Below are 15,159 nucleotides of genomic sequence, written 5' to 3'. Positions count from 1 at the left end.
CATGGGTTCCCCGGCGTCCCTCGGCGAAGCCCGGGCGCTGCTCGCCGAGTTCCCCGTCGTCGACGGGCACAACGACCTGCCCTGGGCGCTGCGCGAACAGGTCCGCTACGACCTCGGCGCCCGCGACATCACCGGCGACCAGTCCGCCCATCTGCACACCGACATCCCCCGGCTGCGGGCGGGCGGGGTCGGCGCCCAGTTCTGGTCGGTGTACGTCCGCGCGGACCTGCCGGACGCGGTGCCCGCCACCCTGGAACAGATCGACTGCGTACGGCGGTTGCTGGAGCGGTACCCGGAGGACCTGGCGCCCGCGCTGACCGCCGCCGACATGGAGGCGGCGCGCGGACAGGGCCGTATCGCCTCCCTGATGGGCGCGGAGGGCGGTCACTCGATCGCGAACTCCCTCGGCACCCTGCGCGGGTTGTACGACCTGGGCGTGCGCTATCTGACCCTCACGCACAACTTCAACGTGGCGTGGGCGGACTCGGCGACCGACGAGCCCGGTGTGGGCGGACTGTCGGCGTTCGGCCGCGAGGTGGTGCGGGAGATGAACCGGCTCGGGATGCTGGTCGACCTCTCCCACGTCGCCGCCACGACCATGCGGGACGCGCTGGACACCACCTCGGCGCCGGTGATCTTCTCCCACTCCTCCGCCCGCGCGGTCTGCGACCACCCGCGCAACATCCCGGACGACGTGCTGGAGCGGCTGCCCGCCAACGGCGGCGTCGCGATGGTGACGTTCGTGCCGAAGTTCGTGCTCCAGGCCGCCGTCGACTGGACGGCCGCGGCCGACGACAACATGCGCGCGCACGGCTTCCACCACCTCGACACCACCGCGGACGCGATGGCGGTCCACCGCGCCTTCGAGGAGGCCCACCCGCGTCCGGTGGCGACGGTCTCCACGGTCGCCGACCATCTGGACCACATGCGCGAGGCGGCCGGCATCGACCACCTCGGCATCGGCGGCGACTACGACGGCACGGCCTTCACCCCGGACGGCCTGAACGACGTCTCCGGCTACCCGAACCTGATCGCGGAGCTGCTCGACCGCGGCTGGTCCAGGACCGATCTGGCGAAGCTCACCTGGCGGAACGCGGTGCGGGTGCTGGGCGCCGCCGAGGACGTGGCCCGGGACCTGCGGGCGACCCGCGCGCCCTCCCACGCCACGCTGGAGTCGCTCGACGGCTGAACGGGGACGGCGGGCGGGTGTACCCCCGAACGCCTCGTTCACCAGGAAGCCCGCGGGGGCTCCGTGCGACGGTGACCGTACCGACGAGGTCACGACGTACGGAGCCCGTGATGGCCGATCTCCAGGACGACCTGCACACCGCCGCCGAGATAGGCCGCGTCGACGAGCCGTATCCGCAGGAGGCTGTCGTCGTCGCGCCGGAGACGTACGAGCCGGTCTCCGACCCGGACGCCGAGCCCCTCACCCGGGCCCGGGCCGTTCTCGCCGCCCACCCCGTCGCCGACGGCTGCAGCGGGCTGCCGTGGGCGCTGCGACGGCTGCCCTGGTACGACCTCGACCTCGGGGAGAGCGGCCTCGACACGGACGTGCCCCGGCTGCGCGAGGGCCGGGTCGGCGCCGTGTTCTGGTCGCTGCGCCTGCCCGAGGGCGCGGAGGGCGACCGGGCCGTCGGCGCCGCCCTGGACCAGCTGGACCTGGCGAAGGGGGTGGTCGCCGCCCACGACGGGGGCCTGCGCCCCGCCCGCACGGCGGGAGACGTCAGCGACGCCCGCAACTGCGGCCGGGTCGCCGTGCTGTTCGGCCCCGCCGGTGCCGCCGCCCTCGGCGACTCCCTGAGCGTCCTGCGCGCGCTGCACGCCCTCGGACTGCGGGTGCTCACCCTGGCGGGCGCCTCCTGGGCGGGAGCGGGCGGACTGACCCGGTTCGGCGAGGAGGTCGTCCGCGAGATGAACCGGCTCGGCGTGATCGCCGACCTCTCGTACGCCTCCACCCCGGTGATCCGCCGCGTCCTCACCGTCTCCAAGGCGCCCGTGCTGTTCAGCCGCTCCGCCGCCCGCGACCTGCGCCCTCACCCCGCCAACCTCCCCGACGAACTGCTCGCCGAGGTGGGCAGGGCCAAGGGCCTGTGCATGGTGCCGCTGGCCGCCGAGCAGTCGGGCACGACCGTCCGGGACGTCGCCGACCACCTCGACCGGGTCCGCGCGGTCGCCGGACCGGAGTGCGTCGGTCTCTCCGGGACGTACGACACCGGCGGCGCCCATCCGCAGGAGCTGGGCGACACCTCCTGCTACCCGACGCTCATCGCCGAGCTGCTGCGTCGCGGCTGGGACGAGGCCGAGGTCGCGCTGCTGACCTGGGGCAACGTCCAGCGGGTGCTGCGCGCCGCCGGATTCGCCGCCCATGTGGCCCAGCAGCGCCGGCCCCCGTCGACGGCGACCATCGCCGATCTGGACCGGCCCTGACGGGCGACGGTCAGGGCTGTTCGATCCGGCAGAGGCAGAACGGGTGCCCCGCCGGGTCGGCGTAGACCCGGAAGTCCTTGCTCTCGTAGTCCTCCCGGTCCAGCACCTTCGCCCCCAGCGCCAGCACCTTCTCCTCGGCCGTGTCGACCTCCTCCCAGGTCCCGCCGGCGTCGAAGTCGAGGTGGAACTGCTGGGAGCCGTGGTCGGCGCGCGGCCACTGGGGCGCGGTGTATCCCGGCGCACGCTGGAAGGCCAGCCGCGGTCCCGCCGGGATCTGGAGCACCACCCAGTCCGGGCCGTCCTCCTCGGGCGTGCCGCCGCCGACGGCCGCGTAGAAGACGGCCAGCTCGCGCGGGTCGGGGCAGTCGAGCACGACGGAACGCAGACGGGCCACGGCGGCCATGGGTCCTCCCGGTGTCATCGGTGTCTTCGGTCGTCAGCAGGCACAGAGGCAGAACGGGTGCCCGGCCGGATCCGCGTAAACCCGGAAGGTCCGCGCCCGGTCGTCGGCGTCCAGCGGCTTCGCGCCCAGCGCCAGCACCTCCTTCTCGGCGGCGTCGAGATCCTCGACCGTCAGGTCCAGGTGGAACTGCTGCGAGCCCTCGGGGGACGGCCACGTGGGCGGGACGTACTCCGGGGCCGTCTGGAAGGCGACGACCGGGCCGCCGGGCACCTTCAGCTCGACCCAGTCCTCCTCGTCGACCACGGTGCCGCCCAGCACCCCGGCGTAGAAGCCGGCCAGCGCGTGCGGGTCCGGACAGTCCAGGACGACGGCTCCCACCTTGGCAAGGGACATGACTTCCTCCTGTCGTTACCGGCAAAGCCGGTCAACCAGTAACCGTTACCGCATGCTCCCGCATCGGAGGTAACGTCGCAAGGGAATAGGAGAGGTGGTCCCCGAAGGCATGAGCGAGAGAGCGGCCCCGCCCGGGACACTCGTCCTGGTCCGGGACCTGGTCAACACCCTGGACGTCGAGTCGGGCGTTGACACGCTGGACACGGCGGACGTCCGCGCGCGTCTCGGCATCACCGGGGAATCGGCAGCACAGGCCCGCGAACTGCGCGAGTCGCTGCGCGCCACGCTGCTCGCCCACGCCGGGCACCCGCCGCACCGCGAGGTCACCCCGCTCGGCGAGCTGCTCGCCCGGGCCCCGCTGGTGGTCACGGTCGACCCGGTGGACGGCACGGCCGGCCTCGCCCCCGTCGACGACGGGCCGCTGCTCTCCCGCGTGGCCGCGGCCGTCGCGGAGGCGGTCACGGCGGGCACCTGGGACCGGCTGAAGGCGTGCGAGGCCGCCGACTGCCTCTGGGCGTACTACGACCGCAGCCCCGCCGGACGCGGCCGCTGGTGCTCCATGCAGGTGTGCGGGGCCCGCGCGAAGATGCGCCGCTACCGGGCGAAGGAGGCGTAGCACCACCGCGCCCGCGCCCGGTGGTGCAGAATGCGGCAGGGCGCCGGTTCGGCCGACTGAGCCTCGGCCGAACCGGCACCCCGCCGCCCGCCCCAGCCCCCTCCGGGCCGGTGAAGCCTCGTCGCCGTCGTCCGACGCGGCCCGCCGCGGATGCCGGAGGCAACGTGCCGACTGGCCGGCCAGGGGGACGCCTGACGGCCGGCAGACACCGGGCCCGGCTCATCCGGGCCGGTGACGCGCCGTCGCCGTCGTCCCACGCGGCCCGTCGGCAGCGTTTTCCGGTCGGCCGGGGGTCGGTGATGAGCCGGTCGCGTCACTCACCTGGACAGGGGGCGCCTGGCGGCCGGCCGTAGCGGAGTCCGCCAGGTGCCGTTCGGCCGGGGGCCTACGCGGTGGGGCGGCCCATGCCGCGGTAGCGCCAGCCGGCCTTGCGCCAGACCTCGGGGTCCAGCGCGTTGCGGCCGTCGAGGATGAGCCGCTGCGCCGCGGCCTCGCCCAGCGCCTGAGCGTCCAGCTCGCGGAACTCCCGCCACTCCGTCAGGTGCAGCACCACGTCCGCGCCGCGCACCGCCTCCAGCGCCGAGTCGGCGTAGCCCAGCGTGGGGAAGAGGCTGCGGGCGTTGTCCATGCCCTTCGGGTCGTACACCGTGACCTGGCCGCCCTGGAGGTGGATCTGCCCGGCCACGTTCAGCGCCGGGGAGTCCCGCACGTCGTCCGAGTCCGGCTTGAAGGTCGCGCCCAGCACCGCCACCCGCTTGCCCAGGAACGCGCCGCCGCCCAGCTCCTGCCTCGTCAGCTCCACCATCCGGCCGCGCTGGCGCATGTTGATCGAGTCGATCTCCCGCAGGAACGTCAGCGCCTGGTCGGCGCCCAGCTCTCCGGCGCGCGCCATGAACGCCCGGATGTCCTTCGGCAGACAGCCGCCGCCGAAGCCGATACCGGCCCGCAGGAACTTCTTGCCGATCCGGTCGTCGTAGCCGATGGCCTCCGCCAGCTTGGCGACGTCACCGTCCGCGGCCTCGCACACCTCGGCCATCGCGTTGATGAACGAGATCTTGGTGGCCAGGAAGGAGTTCGCGGACGTCTTCACCAGCTCGGCCGTCGCGAAGTCGGTCACCACGAACGGCGAGCCCTCCGCGACCGGGGTGGCGTACACCTCGCGCAGCAGCTTCTCCGCCCGCTCGCCGCGCACCCCCACCACGAGGCGGTCCGGGTGCAGGGTGTCCTCGACGGCGAACCCCTCGCGCAGGAACTCCGGGTTCCACGCCAGCTCGACGTCCGCCCCGGCCGGGGCGTGCTCGGCCAGGTAGGCGGCCAGCCGGTCGGCCGACCCGACCGGCACCGTCGACTTGCCCACGACCAGCGCGGGCCCCTTCAGGTGCGGCGCGAGCGAGGCGATCGCGGAGTCGACGTACGACATGTCGCAGGCGTACTCGCCGTGCCGCTGCGGGGTGTTCACGCAGACGAAGTGGATGTCGCCGAACTCGCCGGCCTCCGCCCAGTCCATGGTGAACCGCAGCCGTCCGCTGGACCCCTCGATGCCCGCCACGTGCTTGTGCAGCAGTTCCTCGAGCCCCGGCTCGTACATCGGGACCTCACCGCGCCGGAGCTTCTCGATCTTCTCCGGTACGACGTCCAGGCCCAGCACCTCGAACCCCAGCTCCGCCATGGCCGCCGCGTGGGTCGCGCCGAGATAACCGGTCCCGATCACGGTGATCTTGAGGGCCATGGATGCTCCAGGGGTATGCGGCAAGCAGTGCGGGCCCGAGCATAACCGGGGGTGCGCGAGCGCCACCGGCGGGCTGTCGCCCAGCTCACCTACCACGAACGCGGGTGAAGCCCTAACATTTGAGTTACTTAACGGTAGTTAGCGTGACCAGCATCGCAGTGTTTTGGAGCGTGAGAGACCTTGGCCGGATCGGCTGACTTCGACCTGTACCGCCCGTCCGAGGAGCACGACATGCTCCGCGACTCCGTCCGCGCACTGGCCGAGGCGAAGATCGCGCCGTACGCCGCCGCGGTGGACGAGGAGGCCCGCTTCCCCAGGGAGGCCCTCGACGCGCTCGTCGCGAACGACCTGCACGCCGTCCACGTGCCCGAGGAGTACGGCGGCGCCGGCGCGGACGCCCTCGCGACGGTGATCGTGATCGAGGAGGTGGCCCGCGTCTGCGCGAGCTCCTCCCTCATCCCGGCCGTCAACAAGCTGGGCTCCCTGCCGGTGATCCTCTCCGGCTCCGAGGCGCTGAAGAAGAAGTACATGACCCCGCTCGCCAAGGGCGACGGCATGTTCTCGTACTGCCTCTCCGAGCCCGACGCCGGCTCCGACGCCGCCGGTATGAAGACCAGGGCGGTCCGCGACGGCGACGCCTACGTGCTCAACGGCGTGAAGCGCTGGATCACCAACGCCGGCGAGTCCGAGTACTACACGGTGATGGCCGTCACCGACCCGGAGAAGCGCTCCAGGGGCATCTCCGCCTTCGTCGTCGAGAAGTCCGACGAGGGCGTCTCCTTCGGCGCCCCGGAGAAGAAGCTCGGCATCAAGGGCTCCCCTACCCGCGAGGTGTACCTGGACAACGTCCGCATCCCCGCCGACCGCATGATCGGCGAGGAGGGCACCGGCTTCGCCACGGCGATGAAGACGCTGGACCACACCCGCATCACCATCGCCGCCCAGGCCCTCGGCATCGCCCAGGGCGCCCTCGACTACGCCAAGGGCTACGTCAGGGAGCGCAAGCAGTTCGGCAAGCCGATCGCCGACTTCCAGGGCATCCAGTTCATGCTCGCCGACATGGCCATGAAGATCGAGGCCGCCCGCCAGCTCACGTACGCGGCCGCCGCCAAGTCCGAGCGCGGCGACAGCGACCTCACCTTCCAGGGCGCCGCCGCCAAGTGCTTCGCCTCCGACGTCGCCATGGAGGTCACCACGGACGCCGTCCAGCTGCTCGGCGGCTACGGCTACACGCGTGACTACCCGGTCGAGCGGATGATGCGCGACGCGAAGATCACCCAGATATACGAGGGCACGAACCAGGTCCAGCGCATCGTGATGGCCCGCAACCTGCCGTAACGGCGGGCCGGGGAGCGAGGGGCGTCCGCAGGCCGGGCGCCCCTCGCCCTTTCCGGCCGCCGCCCGCCGTCACAGGAAGCGGCGGATCGGGGTGACCGCGGCCTCGGCGAGGCGTGCGGCCAGCGGGCGCCGCCTCCAGCGGTCCGGGTCGACGGGCTCGCTCAGCTTGCGGTCGGCGTCGAAGTCGGCGTCCAGCGCGGCCGTGAAGTCCTTGTCGAGGACGGCCAGCATGACCTCCTCGTCGTGCTCCAGGGAGCGGCGGTTGAAGTTGGTGGAGCCGATGAGGGAGCAGACGCCGTCCACCGTGATGACCTTCGTGTGCAGCATGGTCGGCTGGTACTCCCGCACCTCCACGCCGGCGTCGATCAGGGTCTGGTAGTGCTGGCGTCCGGCCAGCAGACAGGCCCGCTGGTCGGTGTGCGGGCCGGGCAGCAGTATCTCGACGCGCACCCCCCGGCGGGCGGCGTCGGCGAGCAGGTCGATGAAGTAGACGTCCGGGGCGAAGTAGGCCGTGGACAGCCGGAAGCGCTCCCGCGCCGACGTGATCACGACGCGCAGCAGGGTCTGCATGTCCTGCCAGCCGAAGCTGGCCGAGCCCCGCACGACCTGGACGGTGGCCCGCCCCGGCTGCTCCTGGGCGGTGAACCGGTCGTGCTCGTCGTACAGGTCGTCGTGGCACTCGGCCCAGTTCTGGGCGAAGGCCGCGGCGATCCCGTCCACGGCGGGCCCCCGGACCTGGACGTGCGTGTCGCGCCACTCGCCGGGGTGGCGGGCGTCCCCGCACCACTCCTCGGCGATGCCGACGCCCCCGGTGAAGGCGGTGTGCTCGTCGGTCACCAGGACCTTGCGGTGGCAGCGGTGGTTCTGCCGCATCGGCGACAGCCGGGTGGGCTTGCGGAACCAGGCCACCTGGACCCCGGCCGCGTCCATGGCGTCCAGGAGTTCCGGCTCGATCTCCTTGGCCCCGAAACCGTCCAGCAGCAGCCGCACCCGGACCCCCGAGCGTGCCCGCTCGGCCAGGGCGTCGGCGAACTCCCGCGCGATGTCCCCGCGCCAGTAGACGAACGTCATCATGTCGATGGTGTGCTCTGCGGCGCGGACCGCCGCCAGCATCGCGGGGAAGATCTGGTCGCCGTTGCGCAGCGGCAGGAGCTCGTTGCCCTCGGTCGCCGCGATGCCGAGGAGCCGCTCCAGCCGTCTGCGCAGCCGTTGCCTCTCCGCCTGTGGTGTGGTCATTCCTGTTCTCCCGGATTCTGCCGGCCGTGCGCCCCCACGGCGCCGTCTGCCCGGCCCGCGCGTCTGCTCTTGTTTCCGCTGCCGGGGGTTCCACGCAGCCGTCCGGTGTGTCCTGCCCGACAGCGGTCCCGTCCTGTGGTGCTCATGGGGACGGGGGCGTAGGACGGAGGGGCGGGGGCCGGGCAGTGGCCCCCGCCGTTCTCCCGGGAGGAACCATGACTCAGCAGCAGCCGACCACCATGGAACCGATGAGCAAGGAGATGCAGGACTGCGTCCAGGCGTGCATGGCCTGCCACGGTGTGTGCGAGGAGACCCTGAGCTCCTGTCTGCAGACGGGCGGCCAGGACCGGACGCGGATCATGCGGGCGCTCATGGACTGCTCGGAGATGACCCGCCTGTGCGCGGACATGATGATGCGCCGCTCGCCGCTGGCGAACGAGATGTGCATGATGTGCGCGCAGGCGTGCGACATGTGCGCCGAGGCGTGCATGTCCCTGCCGGACGACGACCGGATGACGCGCTGCGCCGAGTCCTGTCGCCGCTGCTCCGAGATGTGCCGCGCGATGGCCGGCGCCACGATGTGACAACCGGCGCACACAGGGATGTGGGCACCCCCTTCAGGGGTGCCCACGGCGGGCTCAGTTGCCCTTGACGGTGACCTCAGTTGCCCTTGACGGTGACCTTCTCGTCGTTGTTCAGCTCGTTCACCAGCTGCTTCACCTTCGCCTTGTCCCAGAGCAGGTTGCCGCCGCTGGAACCCGCGATGGGCATGTTCATGGACGTGCCCTCGCCGCTGCTGACGCCCTTCATCGACCAGAACATGTCGGCCAGGTCGAACAGGCCCATGTCCTCGTCGACGATCAGGGAGTCCAGGCCGGCGCCCATGGTCGGGTACAGCTTGAAGGGGTTCAGCACCGTGCCCGGCGTGGCCACCTGGTTGGCGAGGGCCGAGAGGAACTTCTGCTGGTTCTTCGTACGGTCCAGGTCGGAGCCCGCCAGCGCGTACCGGGTGCGGACGAAGGCGAGGGCCTCCTCGCCGTTCAGGGTCTGCTTGCCCTTCTTGAGGTCGGCGCCGGACTTGGTGTCCTTGATGTCCTGCGGGAGGTCGATCTCCACGCCGCCCACCGCGTCCACGATGCTCGCGAAGCCGCCGAAGCCGATCTCCACGTAGTGGTCGATGTGCAGGCCGGTGTTGAACTCGACCGTGCGGACCAGTAGTTCGGGCCCGTCCTCGGCGTACGCGGCGTTGAGCTTCACCTGGCGGCCGGTTGCGGGGTAGGTCTTGCCGGAGTCGGAGCCCTTGAAGGACGGGATCTCGACGTTCGAGTCCCGGGGGAGGGAGATCAGGGTAGGGCCGTTGCCGCCGGTGTGCAGGATCATCATCGAGTCCGTGCGCTTGCCCTCGGCGGACCCGGTGTGCAGCTTCTTCTTGTCCTCGTCGGACATGCCCTCGCGGCTGTCGGAGCCGACGATCAGGTAGTTGGTGCCCTCGCCCTTCTCGGGCCGCTCGATCACCTTCGACAGGTCGACCTCGCGGTTCAGCTTGGAGTCGGCCCAGAAGTACGTGGCGACGGTCGTCACCAGCAGCACGGTCACCAGGGTGATCGCCGTCACCTTGATGCGGCGGCGCCAGTCCGGCGCGGGACGCTGCGGGGCGTAACCGCCGCCACCGCCCGGCCCGCCGGATCCGCCGTACACCTGGCCCGTGTTGTAGCCGCTGTCGTAGCCGTCGTGACCGCCGTGGCCCTGGCCGTCCACATACGACGGCTGCTGCGGGACACCGCCGTACGCGCCCTGCCCGGGAGGGGCCGCCGGTCCGCGGCGTACCTGCCGCATGACCCGGGCGCCCTCGGGCTGTGCGCTCCCGCTGCCGCGTCCGTAGCGTCCGCCGCGGTTGTCGTTGGGCCGTGCCTCGGGCCAATCAGTCATGGACACAGTGTGCAGGTCCCCGCTGTGCCCCATACAAGGGTCGTCGGAAAATCAGGGCACCCCTGTTGCGAAGCCGACACAAAAAACGCCTGCACGACCTCGGCATAAGGTAGAGGCCATGACAGACCAGGCCCCAGCCGCAGCAATGGACGGTCCGGACATCCCGGGCAAGCCCACCTCGGCGTCCCGCACCACCCTCAGCCACATCATGACCCACAACGACACCAACCTGCTGGGTACGGTGCACGGCGGAGTGATCATGAAGCTCGTCGACGACGCGGCGGGCGCCGTCGCCGGACGGCACTCCGGAGGGCCTGCCGTCACCGCCTCCATGGACGAGATGGCCTTTCTGGAGCCGGTCCGCGTGGGCGACCTGGTCCATGTGAAGGCCCAGGTGAACTGGACCGGCCGGACCTCGATGGAGGTCGGCGTGCGGGTGCTGGCCGAGCGCTGGAACGAGTCCGCGCCGGCCACCCAGGTCGGCTCGGCGTACCTGGTGTTCGCGGCCGTCGACGCCGACGGCAAGCCGCGCCGGGTGCCGCAGGTGATACCCGAGACCGAGCGGGACGAGCGCCGCCGCCAGGAGGCCCAGATCCGCCGCACGCACCGGCTGGCCCGCCGCCGGGCGATCGTGGAGCTGCGGGAGAAGCGGGCCGCGGAGGGCCTCGAGGACTGAGGGCGCCGGGCGGCCGGGTCAGGAGCAGCCGACCTCGTCGCCCCGCACCACACCGAACTCGCCCTGTCCCGGATCCTGCGCCCGCACCTTGCGGACCTTCTCGAAGTCGGTGCCCGCGATCACCTTCAGCGTGGCGCCCTGGCCCTTCACCGCGCGCAGTTCGCTGCCCGGCAGCGCCGCGGCCAGGGACTTCGCGGAGCGGTCCCAGCGGGGGTCGTAGGCGACGACGGTGCGCCGCACGTCCTGGTGCGCGGCGTTGGCCGGGGCCCGGGTGGTGGCGAATCCGGTCGCGGCCAGCGCCGCGTCCACCCGCCGGCCGAGGCCCGCGGTGTGGGTGCCGTTCTCCACCTGGACGCGGATCTGCCGCGGGTCCACGGGGACGCGCAGCGCCGCGTCGGCGGTGCGGCGCGCGGAGAGCGGCCGGTCCCGGCGCAGTGCCTCGAAGATGTGCTCCGCCTTCTCGGCGTCCCACTTCAGCGTGGAGCCGACGCCCTTCACGGCGTACCCCATCCTCCCGATCGGCACGGTGGTGAACTCGGAGGACGAGGGGGAGAAGTTCCGCATCGCCCGGCCGAGGTCGAGGAACTCGCCGGTGCCGAAGCCCTTGTCGGCGCGGACCGAGCCGAGCACGGCGCGGGTCACGTCGCGGAATTTCATCGGGTTCAGCAGGATCCCGGAGGAGGTGGCCCGGTCCACCAGGGCCGCCATGAAGTGCTGCTGGCGCTTCATCCGGCTGAGGTCGGAGGCGCCGTCGACGTGCCGGGCGCGCACGTACTGCAGGGCCCGGCCGCCTTCGAGGGTGTGCCGGCCGGCCGGCAGGTCGAGACCGGTGTACTTGTCCTTCAGCGGTGTGCCGGTGCAGATCTCGACGCCGCCGACCACGTCCACGGTCTTCATGAAGCTGGTGAAGTCGACCTCCAGGTAGTGGTCGATCTTCACCCGGGTCATCTTCTCCACGGTGCGCACGGTCAGCCGCGGCCCGCCCTCCGCGTACGCCGCGTTCAGTTTCACGGGGTGCCCCTTGTGGTGCTCGCCGCTCACGCGGTCGGTGTGCGGGGGCGTCACGGCGTACGAGTCGCGGGGCAGGCTGACCACGCTGGCGCGGTCGCGGTCCGCCGAGATGTGCACGATCATCATCGTGTCGGTGCAGTGGCAGGGCGCCCCGCCGAGCCGGTACTTCCGCCGCTCCTCCTCGCCGATCCGCTCCCGGCCGTCGGTGCCGACGAGCAGGATGTTCATGCCGTGACCGGCCTCGGGGCGGTTCTTCATGTCGCGGAACGGGTCGACCCGGGTGATGTCCTCGTCCAGGCTGCTCATCACCGCGTGCCCGATCCCCGCGGACGCGAGCACCACGACCGACAGCGTGGTGACCGTGCGCATGACCCAGCGCGGCTTCCCGCGCGGCGGCGCCGGCGGGCGCGGACCCTTGCGGGGCGGCCGCGGGGGGTGCTGGGGTGCGGTGCGGGGCCGGGGGGACCGCGGCGGCGTGGGCAAGGGGGGACACCTCCGGACGACGGCCGTACGTGGGATCGTGAGCACGGTAGGCCGATACGATCTGCGGCCCGGCGTACCGGCCCCGGGGCGCGCACCGGTGTCCCCCGTTCGCGGTAACGTGAGCCCCCTATGAACGCCAATCCCGACGTGCGGCACCCCGCCGTTTCCGTGATCATGCCCGTGCTCAACGAGGAGCGGCACCTGCGCGGCGCCGTCCGCGCGATCATCGCCCAGGAGTACGCCGGCGAGATGGAGGTCGTGATCGCCCTCGGTCCGTCCACGGACCGCACGGACGAGATCGCCGCCGAGCTGGTGGCCGAGGACCCCCGGGTGCACACCGTGCCCAACCCGACCGGCCGCACCCCGGCCGCCCTCAACGCGGCGATCAAGGCCTCGCGCCATCCGGTCGTGGTCCGCGTCGACGGGCACGGGATGCTCTCCCCGAACTACATCGCGACCGCCGTACGGCTCCTGGAGGAGACCGGCGCGCAGAACGTCGGCGGCATCATGCACGCCGAGGGCGAGAACGACTGGGAGCACGCCGTCGCCGCCGCGATGACCTCGAAGATAGGCGTGGGCAACGCCGCCTTCCACACCGGCGGCCAGGCCGCCCCCGCCGAGACGGTGTACCTGGGCGTGTTCCGCCGGGAGGCGCTGGAGCGCCAGGGCGGCTACAACGTGGAGTTCATCCGCGCCCAGGACTGGGAGCTGAACTTCCGCATCCGTGAGGCCGGCGGGCTGATCTGGTTCTCGCCGGAGCTGAAGGTGTCGTACCGGCCGCGGCCGAGCGTGCGGGCGCTGGCCAAGCAGTACAAGGACTACGGCCGCTGGCGGCACGTCGTGGCCCGCTACCACTCCGGTTCCATCAACCTGCGCTACCTGGCCCCGCCGGCCGCGGTCTGCGCGATCGCGGCCGGGATCGTGGTGGGCGCGGCGCTGACGCCGTGGGGCTTCCTGGTGCCCGGCGGCTATCTCGCGGCGATCGTGCTGGGGTCGGTACCCGCCGGCAAGGGCCTGCCGCTCAAGGCACGGCTGCAGATCCCGGTGGCCCTGGCCACCATGCACATGTCGTGGGGCTGGGGCTTCCTGACCAGCCCGCGCGCCCTGGCCAAGAAGGTCATCGCCTCGCGCCGCCCCGCCGTCACCGCGGACGCGCCGGCCGCCTGACCGCAGCCGTCACGGACGAGCCCCTTCCCGGCCCGGGAAGGGGCTCGTCGCGTTCACCAGGTGAAGCCGGGGCTGACGTGCATGCACGCCTCGTCGTCGGCACCGTTGAGGGCCTGCGCCGACTCGGGTGTGGTGTTGTCGTCCTCGGGTGCCTCGTACGCCGTGCCCTCGCGCCAGTCGGCGCCGACGACGAGGGTGACGCCGGACACGTCGGTGGACCGTTTCACCGAACCCGCCGGGATGCCGAGCGCCTCGGCGACCCGCCGGGCGTCGCCCTCCAGGTCGGCGCTCGGATAGCGCACCACCGTCCGCTTGGCGCTGACCGCGCTGGTGGTGTCGGCGGTCGCCCCGGTGAAGCCCTTCTCCTTCAGCGCGTCGCGGACCGTGCCGGTGCGCCCCGCGGCGGCGGCCAGGGTGTCGGTGCGGGTGCCGTTGACGACCTGTACGGCGATGTCGGCGTCGTCGGCGGCCGGGTCCGCCGGCCCCTTCGGCGCCTCCGGCTCGGCCTTCGCCGGCTTCGCGTCCTTGCCGTCGAGGGCGATGTCCTCACGGACCAGGCGGAACAGCTTCTCGGCGTCCTCCGTCGGCTCCACCCGGGCGCCCACGTACCGGTTGGGCATCGTGGTCATGGTGACGCGCTCCGGCGCCACCTTGCGCAGCTCGGTGCTCAGGTCGTAGAGCTTCTTCACCGTGTCCAGCCCGGGGTCGACGGTGAGCGCCTCGGTGGCCTTCTCGGCCAGTCTGCGCAGCTTGTTGGGGCTGCTCAGGGAGGCGTTCTCCCGCAGTTGCCGGACCAGCGAGTTCATGTACATGTGCTGTGCCTTGGCGCGGGCGAGGTCGCTGCCGTCCTCGAAGCCGTAGCGGGTACGCAGCCACTGCAGGGCCTGTTCGCCCTTGATGTAGTTGGTGCCCTCCTCCAGTTTCAGACCGGAGCCGTGGCCCTGGCTGTCGCGGGAGTGGATGTTCGCGTCGACGCACACCGGGACACCGCCGACCGCGTCCGCCATGGACACCACGCCGGCGAAGTCGACCATGACGAAGTGGTCGATGTGGATGCCGGTGAGCTCCTGCCAGGTGGCCACGGTGCAGCCGGGACCGCCGTGCCCGAGGCTCTGGTTGGTCATCGTGCGCCCGTCGCTCGCCGGGTACACCGTGCCGTCCTCGGGGTCGGTGCACTTGGGGATCTCGAGCAGGGTGTCGCGCGGCATGCTGACCACGGACATGTTGGACCGGTCGGCGGACAGGTGCACCAGCATCTGCACGTCGGCGAGCGGGGTGGAGCCGAACGTCTCGCGGGCGCCGCCGAGTTGCTGGTTCTCCTCGGAGTCCCGGGCGTCGCTGCCGATGAGCAGGATGTTCAGCGGGGTCTGCCCGGCCGCGTTCGGCGTCGGCTCGGCGACCTTGTTGTCCCCCAGGTTGAGGGTGTCCTTCTTGATGTTGTCGTTCAGCTGCCGGTAGTAGAGGTAACCCGCGCCCGCCCCGACGACCATGAGCAGTGCGAGGGTCGCCGCGGACCAGGTGAGCAGCCGGCGCACCCGGTGCGGGCGGGGGGCGTGGGCGCCGTCGGAGGGTTTCCCGTCCGGGCTCTCTTCCAGGCCTTCTTCCGGGCTCTCTTCCGGGCCCTCCTCCGGCTCGCCGTCACCGAGCGTCTCCGGCGCGGCGTTCTGCGTCACTTCCCCCGTCCTCCCCACTCCTGGCAACCCCTCGCCTCGTCAAGCAGGCCCATCCTGCCTCCTGTTAGACGCACG

The 15,159-nt window shown here is 71.9% G+C and carries 14 protein-coding genes; 7 read left to right on the top strand and 7 right to left on the bottom strand.

Annotated elements, in window-relative coordinates; genetic code table 11:
• Position 1 precedes the first annotated feature (1 nt).
• Positions 2 to 1,189 carry a dipeptidase gene (locus tag CNQ36_RS14035; protein WP_040906992.1) on the top strand — a complete coding sequence of 396 codons (1,188 nt, stop codon included), beginning with the start codon at positions 2 to 4 and terminating at the stop codon, positions 1,187 to 1,189.
• Between the two features lie 110 nt (positions 1,190 to 1,299).
• Entirely contained in the window at positions 1,300 to 2,430 is a 1,131-nt protein-coding gene (locus CNQ36_RS14030; protein WP_121546255.1) for a dipeptidase, read from the top strand.
• Between the two features lie 10 nt (positions 2,431 to 2,440).
• Here CNQ36_RS14030 and CNQ36_RS14025 read toward each other — a convergent pair whose 3' ends face one another.
• Together CNQ36_RS14025 and CNQ36_RS14020 are read right to left on the bottom strand one after the other, a co-directional pair.
• The gene (locus CNQ36_RS14025; RefSeq protein WP_004930528.1) at positions 2,441 to 2,833 is read right to left on the bottom strand and encodes a VOC family protein; all 393 of its coding nucleotides are present in this window, start codon (positions 2,831 to 2,833) and stop codon (positions 2,441 to 2,443) included.
• A 33-nt stretch (positions 2,834 to 2,866) separates the two neighbouring features.
• Complete coding sequence (locus CNQ36_RS14020; protein WP_121546254.1) at positions 2,867 to 3,226, bottom strand: VOC family protein; 360 nt, start codon at positions 3,224 to 3,226, stop codon at positions 2,867 to 2,869.
• A gap of 109 nt (positions 3,227 to 3,335) precedes the next feature.
• On the opposite strand from CNQ36_RS14020, the gene CNQ36_RS14015 reads away from it, so the two are divergent.
• Positions 3,336 to 3,842, top strand: coding sequence for a CGNR zinc finger domain-containing protein (locus CNQ36_RS14015; protein WP_004930532.1), 507 nt, complete (start codon positions 3,336 to 3,338; stop codon positions 3,840 to 3,842).
• A 385-nt stretch (positions 3,843 to 4,227) separates the two neighbouring features.
• Here CNQ36_RS14015 and CNQ36_RS14010 read toward each other — a convergent pair whose 3' ends face one another.
• The gene (locus CNQ36_RS14010) at positions 4,228 to 5,571 is read right to left on the bottom strand and encodes a UDP-glucose dehydrogenase family protein (protein WP_121546253.1); all 1,344 of its coding nucleotides are present in this window, start codon (positions 5,569 to 5,571) and stop codon (positions 4,228 to 4,230) included.
• Positions 5,572 to 5,751: 180 nt separating this feature from the next.
• On the opposite strand from CNQ36_RS14010, the gene CNQ36_RS14005 reads away from it, so the two are divergent.
• The gene (locus CNQ36_RS14005) at positions 5,752 to 6,909 is read left to right on the top strand and encodes an acyl-CoA dehydrogenase (RefSeq protein ID WP_004930537.1); all 1,158 of its coding nucleotides are present in this window, start codon (positions 5,752 to 5,754) and stop codon (positions 6,907 to 6,909) included.
• A 69-nt stretch (positions 6,910 to 6,978) separates the two neighbouring features.
• On the opposite strand, the gene CNQ36_RS14000 is transcribed toward CNQ36_RS14005, so the two are convergent.
• Complete coding sequence (locus CNQ36_RS14000; RefSeq protein ID WP_121546252.1) at positions 6,979 to 8,145, bottom strand: phospholipase D-like domain-containing protein; 1,167 nt, start codon at positions 8,143 to 8,145, stop codon at positions 6,979 to 6,981.
• 215 nt (positions 8,146 to 8,360) lie between these two features.
• Between CNQ36_RS14000 and CNQ36_RS13995 the strand changes: the two genes are divergently transcribed.
• Positions 8,361 to 8,729 carry a four-helix bundle copper-binding protein gene (locus tag CNQ36_RS13995; protein WP_004930542.1) on the top strand — a complete coding sequence of 123 codons (369 nt, stop codon included), beginning with the start codon at positions 8,361 to 8,363 and terminating at the stop codon, positions 8,727 to 8,729.
• 76 nt (positions 8,730 to 8,805) lie between these two features.
• Here CNQ36_RS13995 and CNQ36_RS13990 read toward each other — a convergent pair whose 3' ends face one another.
• Positions 8,806 to 10,074 (bottom strand): LCP family protein, encoded by a 1,269-nt coding sequence (locus tag CNQ36_RS13990; protein WP_228312971.1) that lies wholly within the window; start codon positions 10,072 to 10,074, stop codon positions 8,806 to 8,808.
• A gap of 118 nt (positions 10,075 to 10,192) precedes the next feature.
• Between CNQ36_RS13990 and CNQ36_RS13985 the strand changes: the two genes are divergently transcribed.
• Positions 10,193 to 10,750, top strand: coding sequence for an acyl-CoA thioesterase (locus CNQ36_RS13985; protein ID WP_004930547.1), 558 nt, complete (start codon positions 10,193 to 10,195; stop codon positions 10,748 to 10,750).
• 18 nt (positions 10,751 to 10,768) lie between these two features.
• Here CNQ36_RS13985 and CNQ36_RS13980 read toward each other — a convergent pair whose 3' ends face one another.
• Positions 10,769 to 12,244: an LCP family protein gene (locus CNQ36_RS13980; protein WP_121546250.1), complete on the bottom strand. Its 1,476-nt coding sequence runs from the start codon at positions 12,242 to 12,244 to the stop codon at positions 10,769 to 10,771.
• Between the two features lie 129 nt (positions 12,245 to 12,373).
• Between CNQ36_RS13980 and CNQ36_RS13975 the strand changes: the two genes are divergently transcribed.
• Positions 12,374 to 13,411: a glycosyltransferase family 2 protein gene (locus tag CNQ36_RS13975; protein ID WP_121546249.1), complete on the top strand. Its 1,038-nt coding sequence runs from the start codon at positions 12,374 to 12,376 to the stop codon at positions 13,409 to 13,411.
• 53 nt (positions 13,412 to 13,464) lie between these two features.
• Here CNQ36_RS13975 and CNQ36_RS13970 read toward each other — a convergent pair whose 3' ends face one another.
• Positions 13,465 to 15,006 (bottom strand): LCP family protein, encoded by a 1,542-nt coding sequence (locus tag CNQ36_RS13970; protein ID WP_228313133.1) that lies wholly within the window; start codon positions 15,004 to 15,006, stop codon positions 13,465 to 13,467.
• Positions 15,007 to 15,159: the final 153 nt, after the last annotated feature.

Origin of the sequence: Streptomyces fungicidicus (assembly GCF_003665435.1) — a bacterium.
In the GTDB taxonomy this organism is placed as follows: Bacteria; Actinomycetota; Actinomycetes; order Streptomycetales; family Streptomycetaceae; genus Streptomyces; species Streptomyces fungicidicus.
This window is presented reverse-complemented; position numbering and strand designations above follow the sequence as displayed.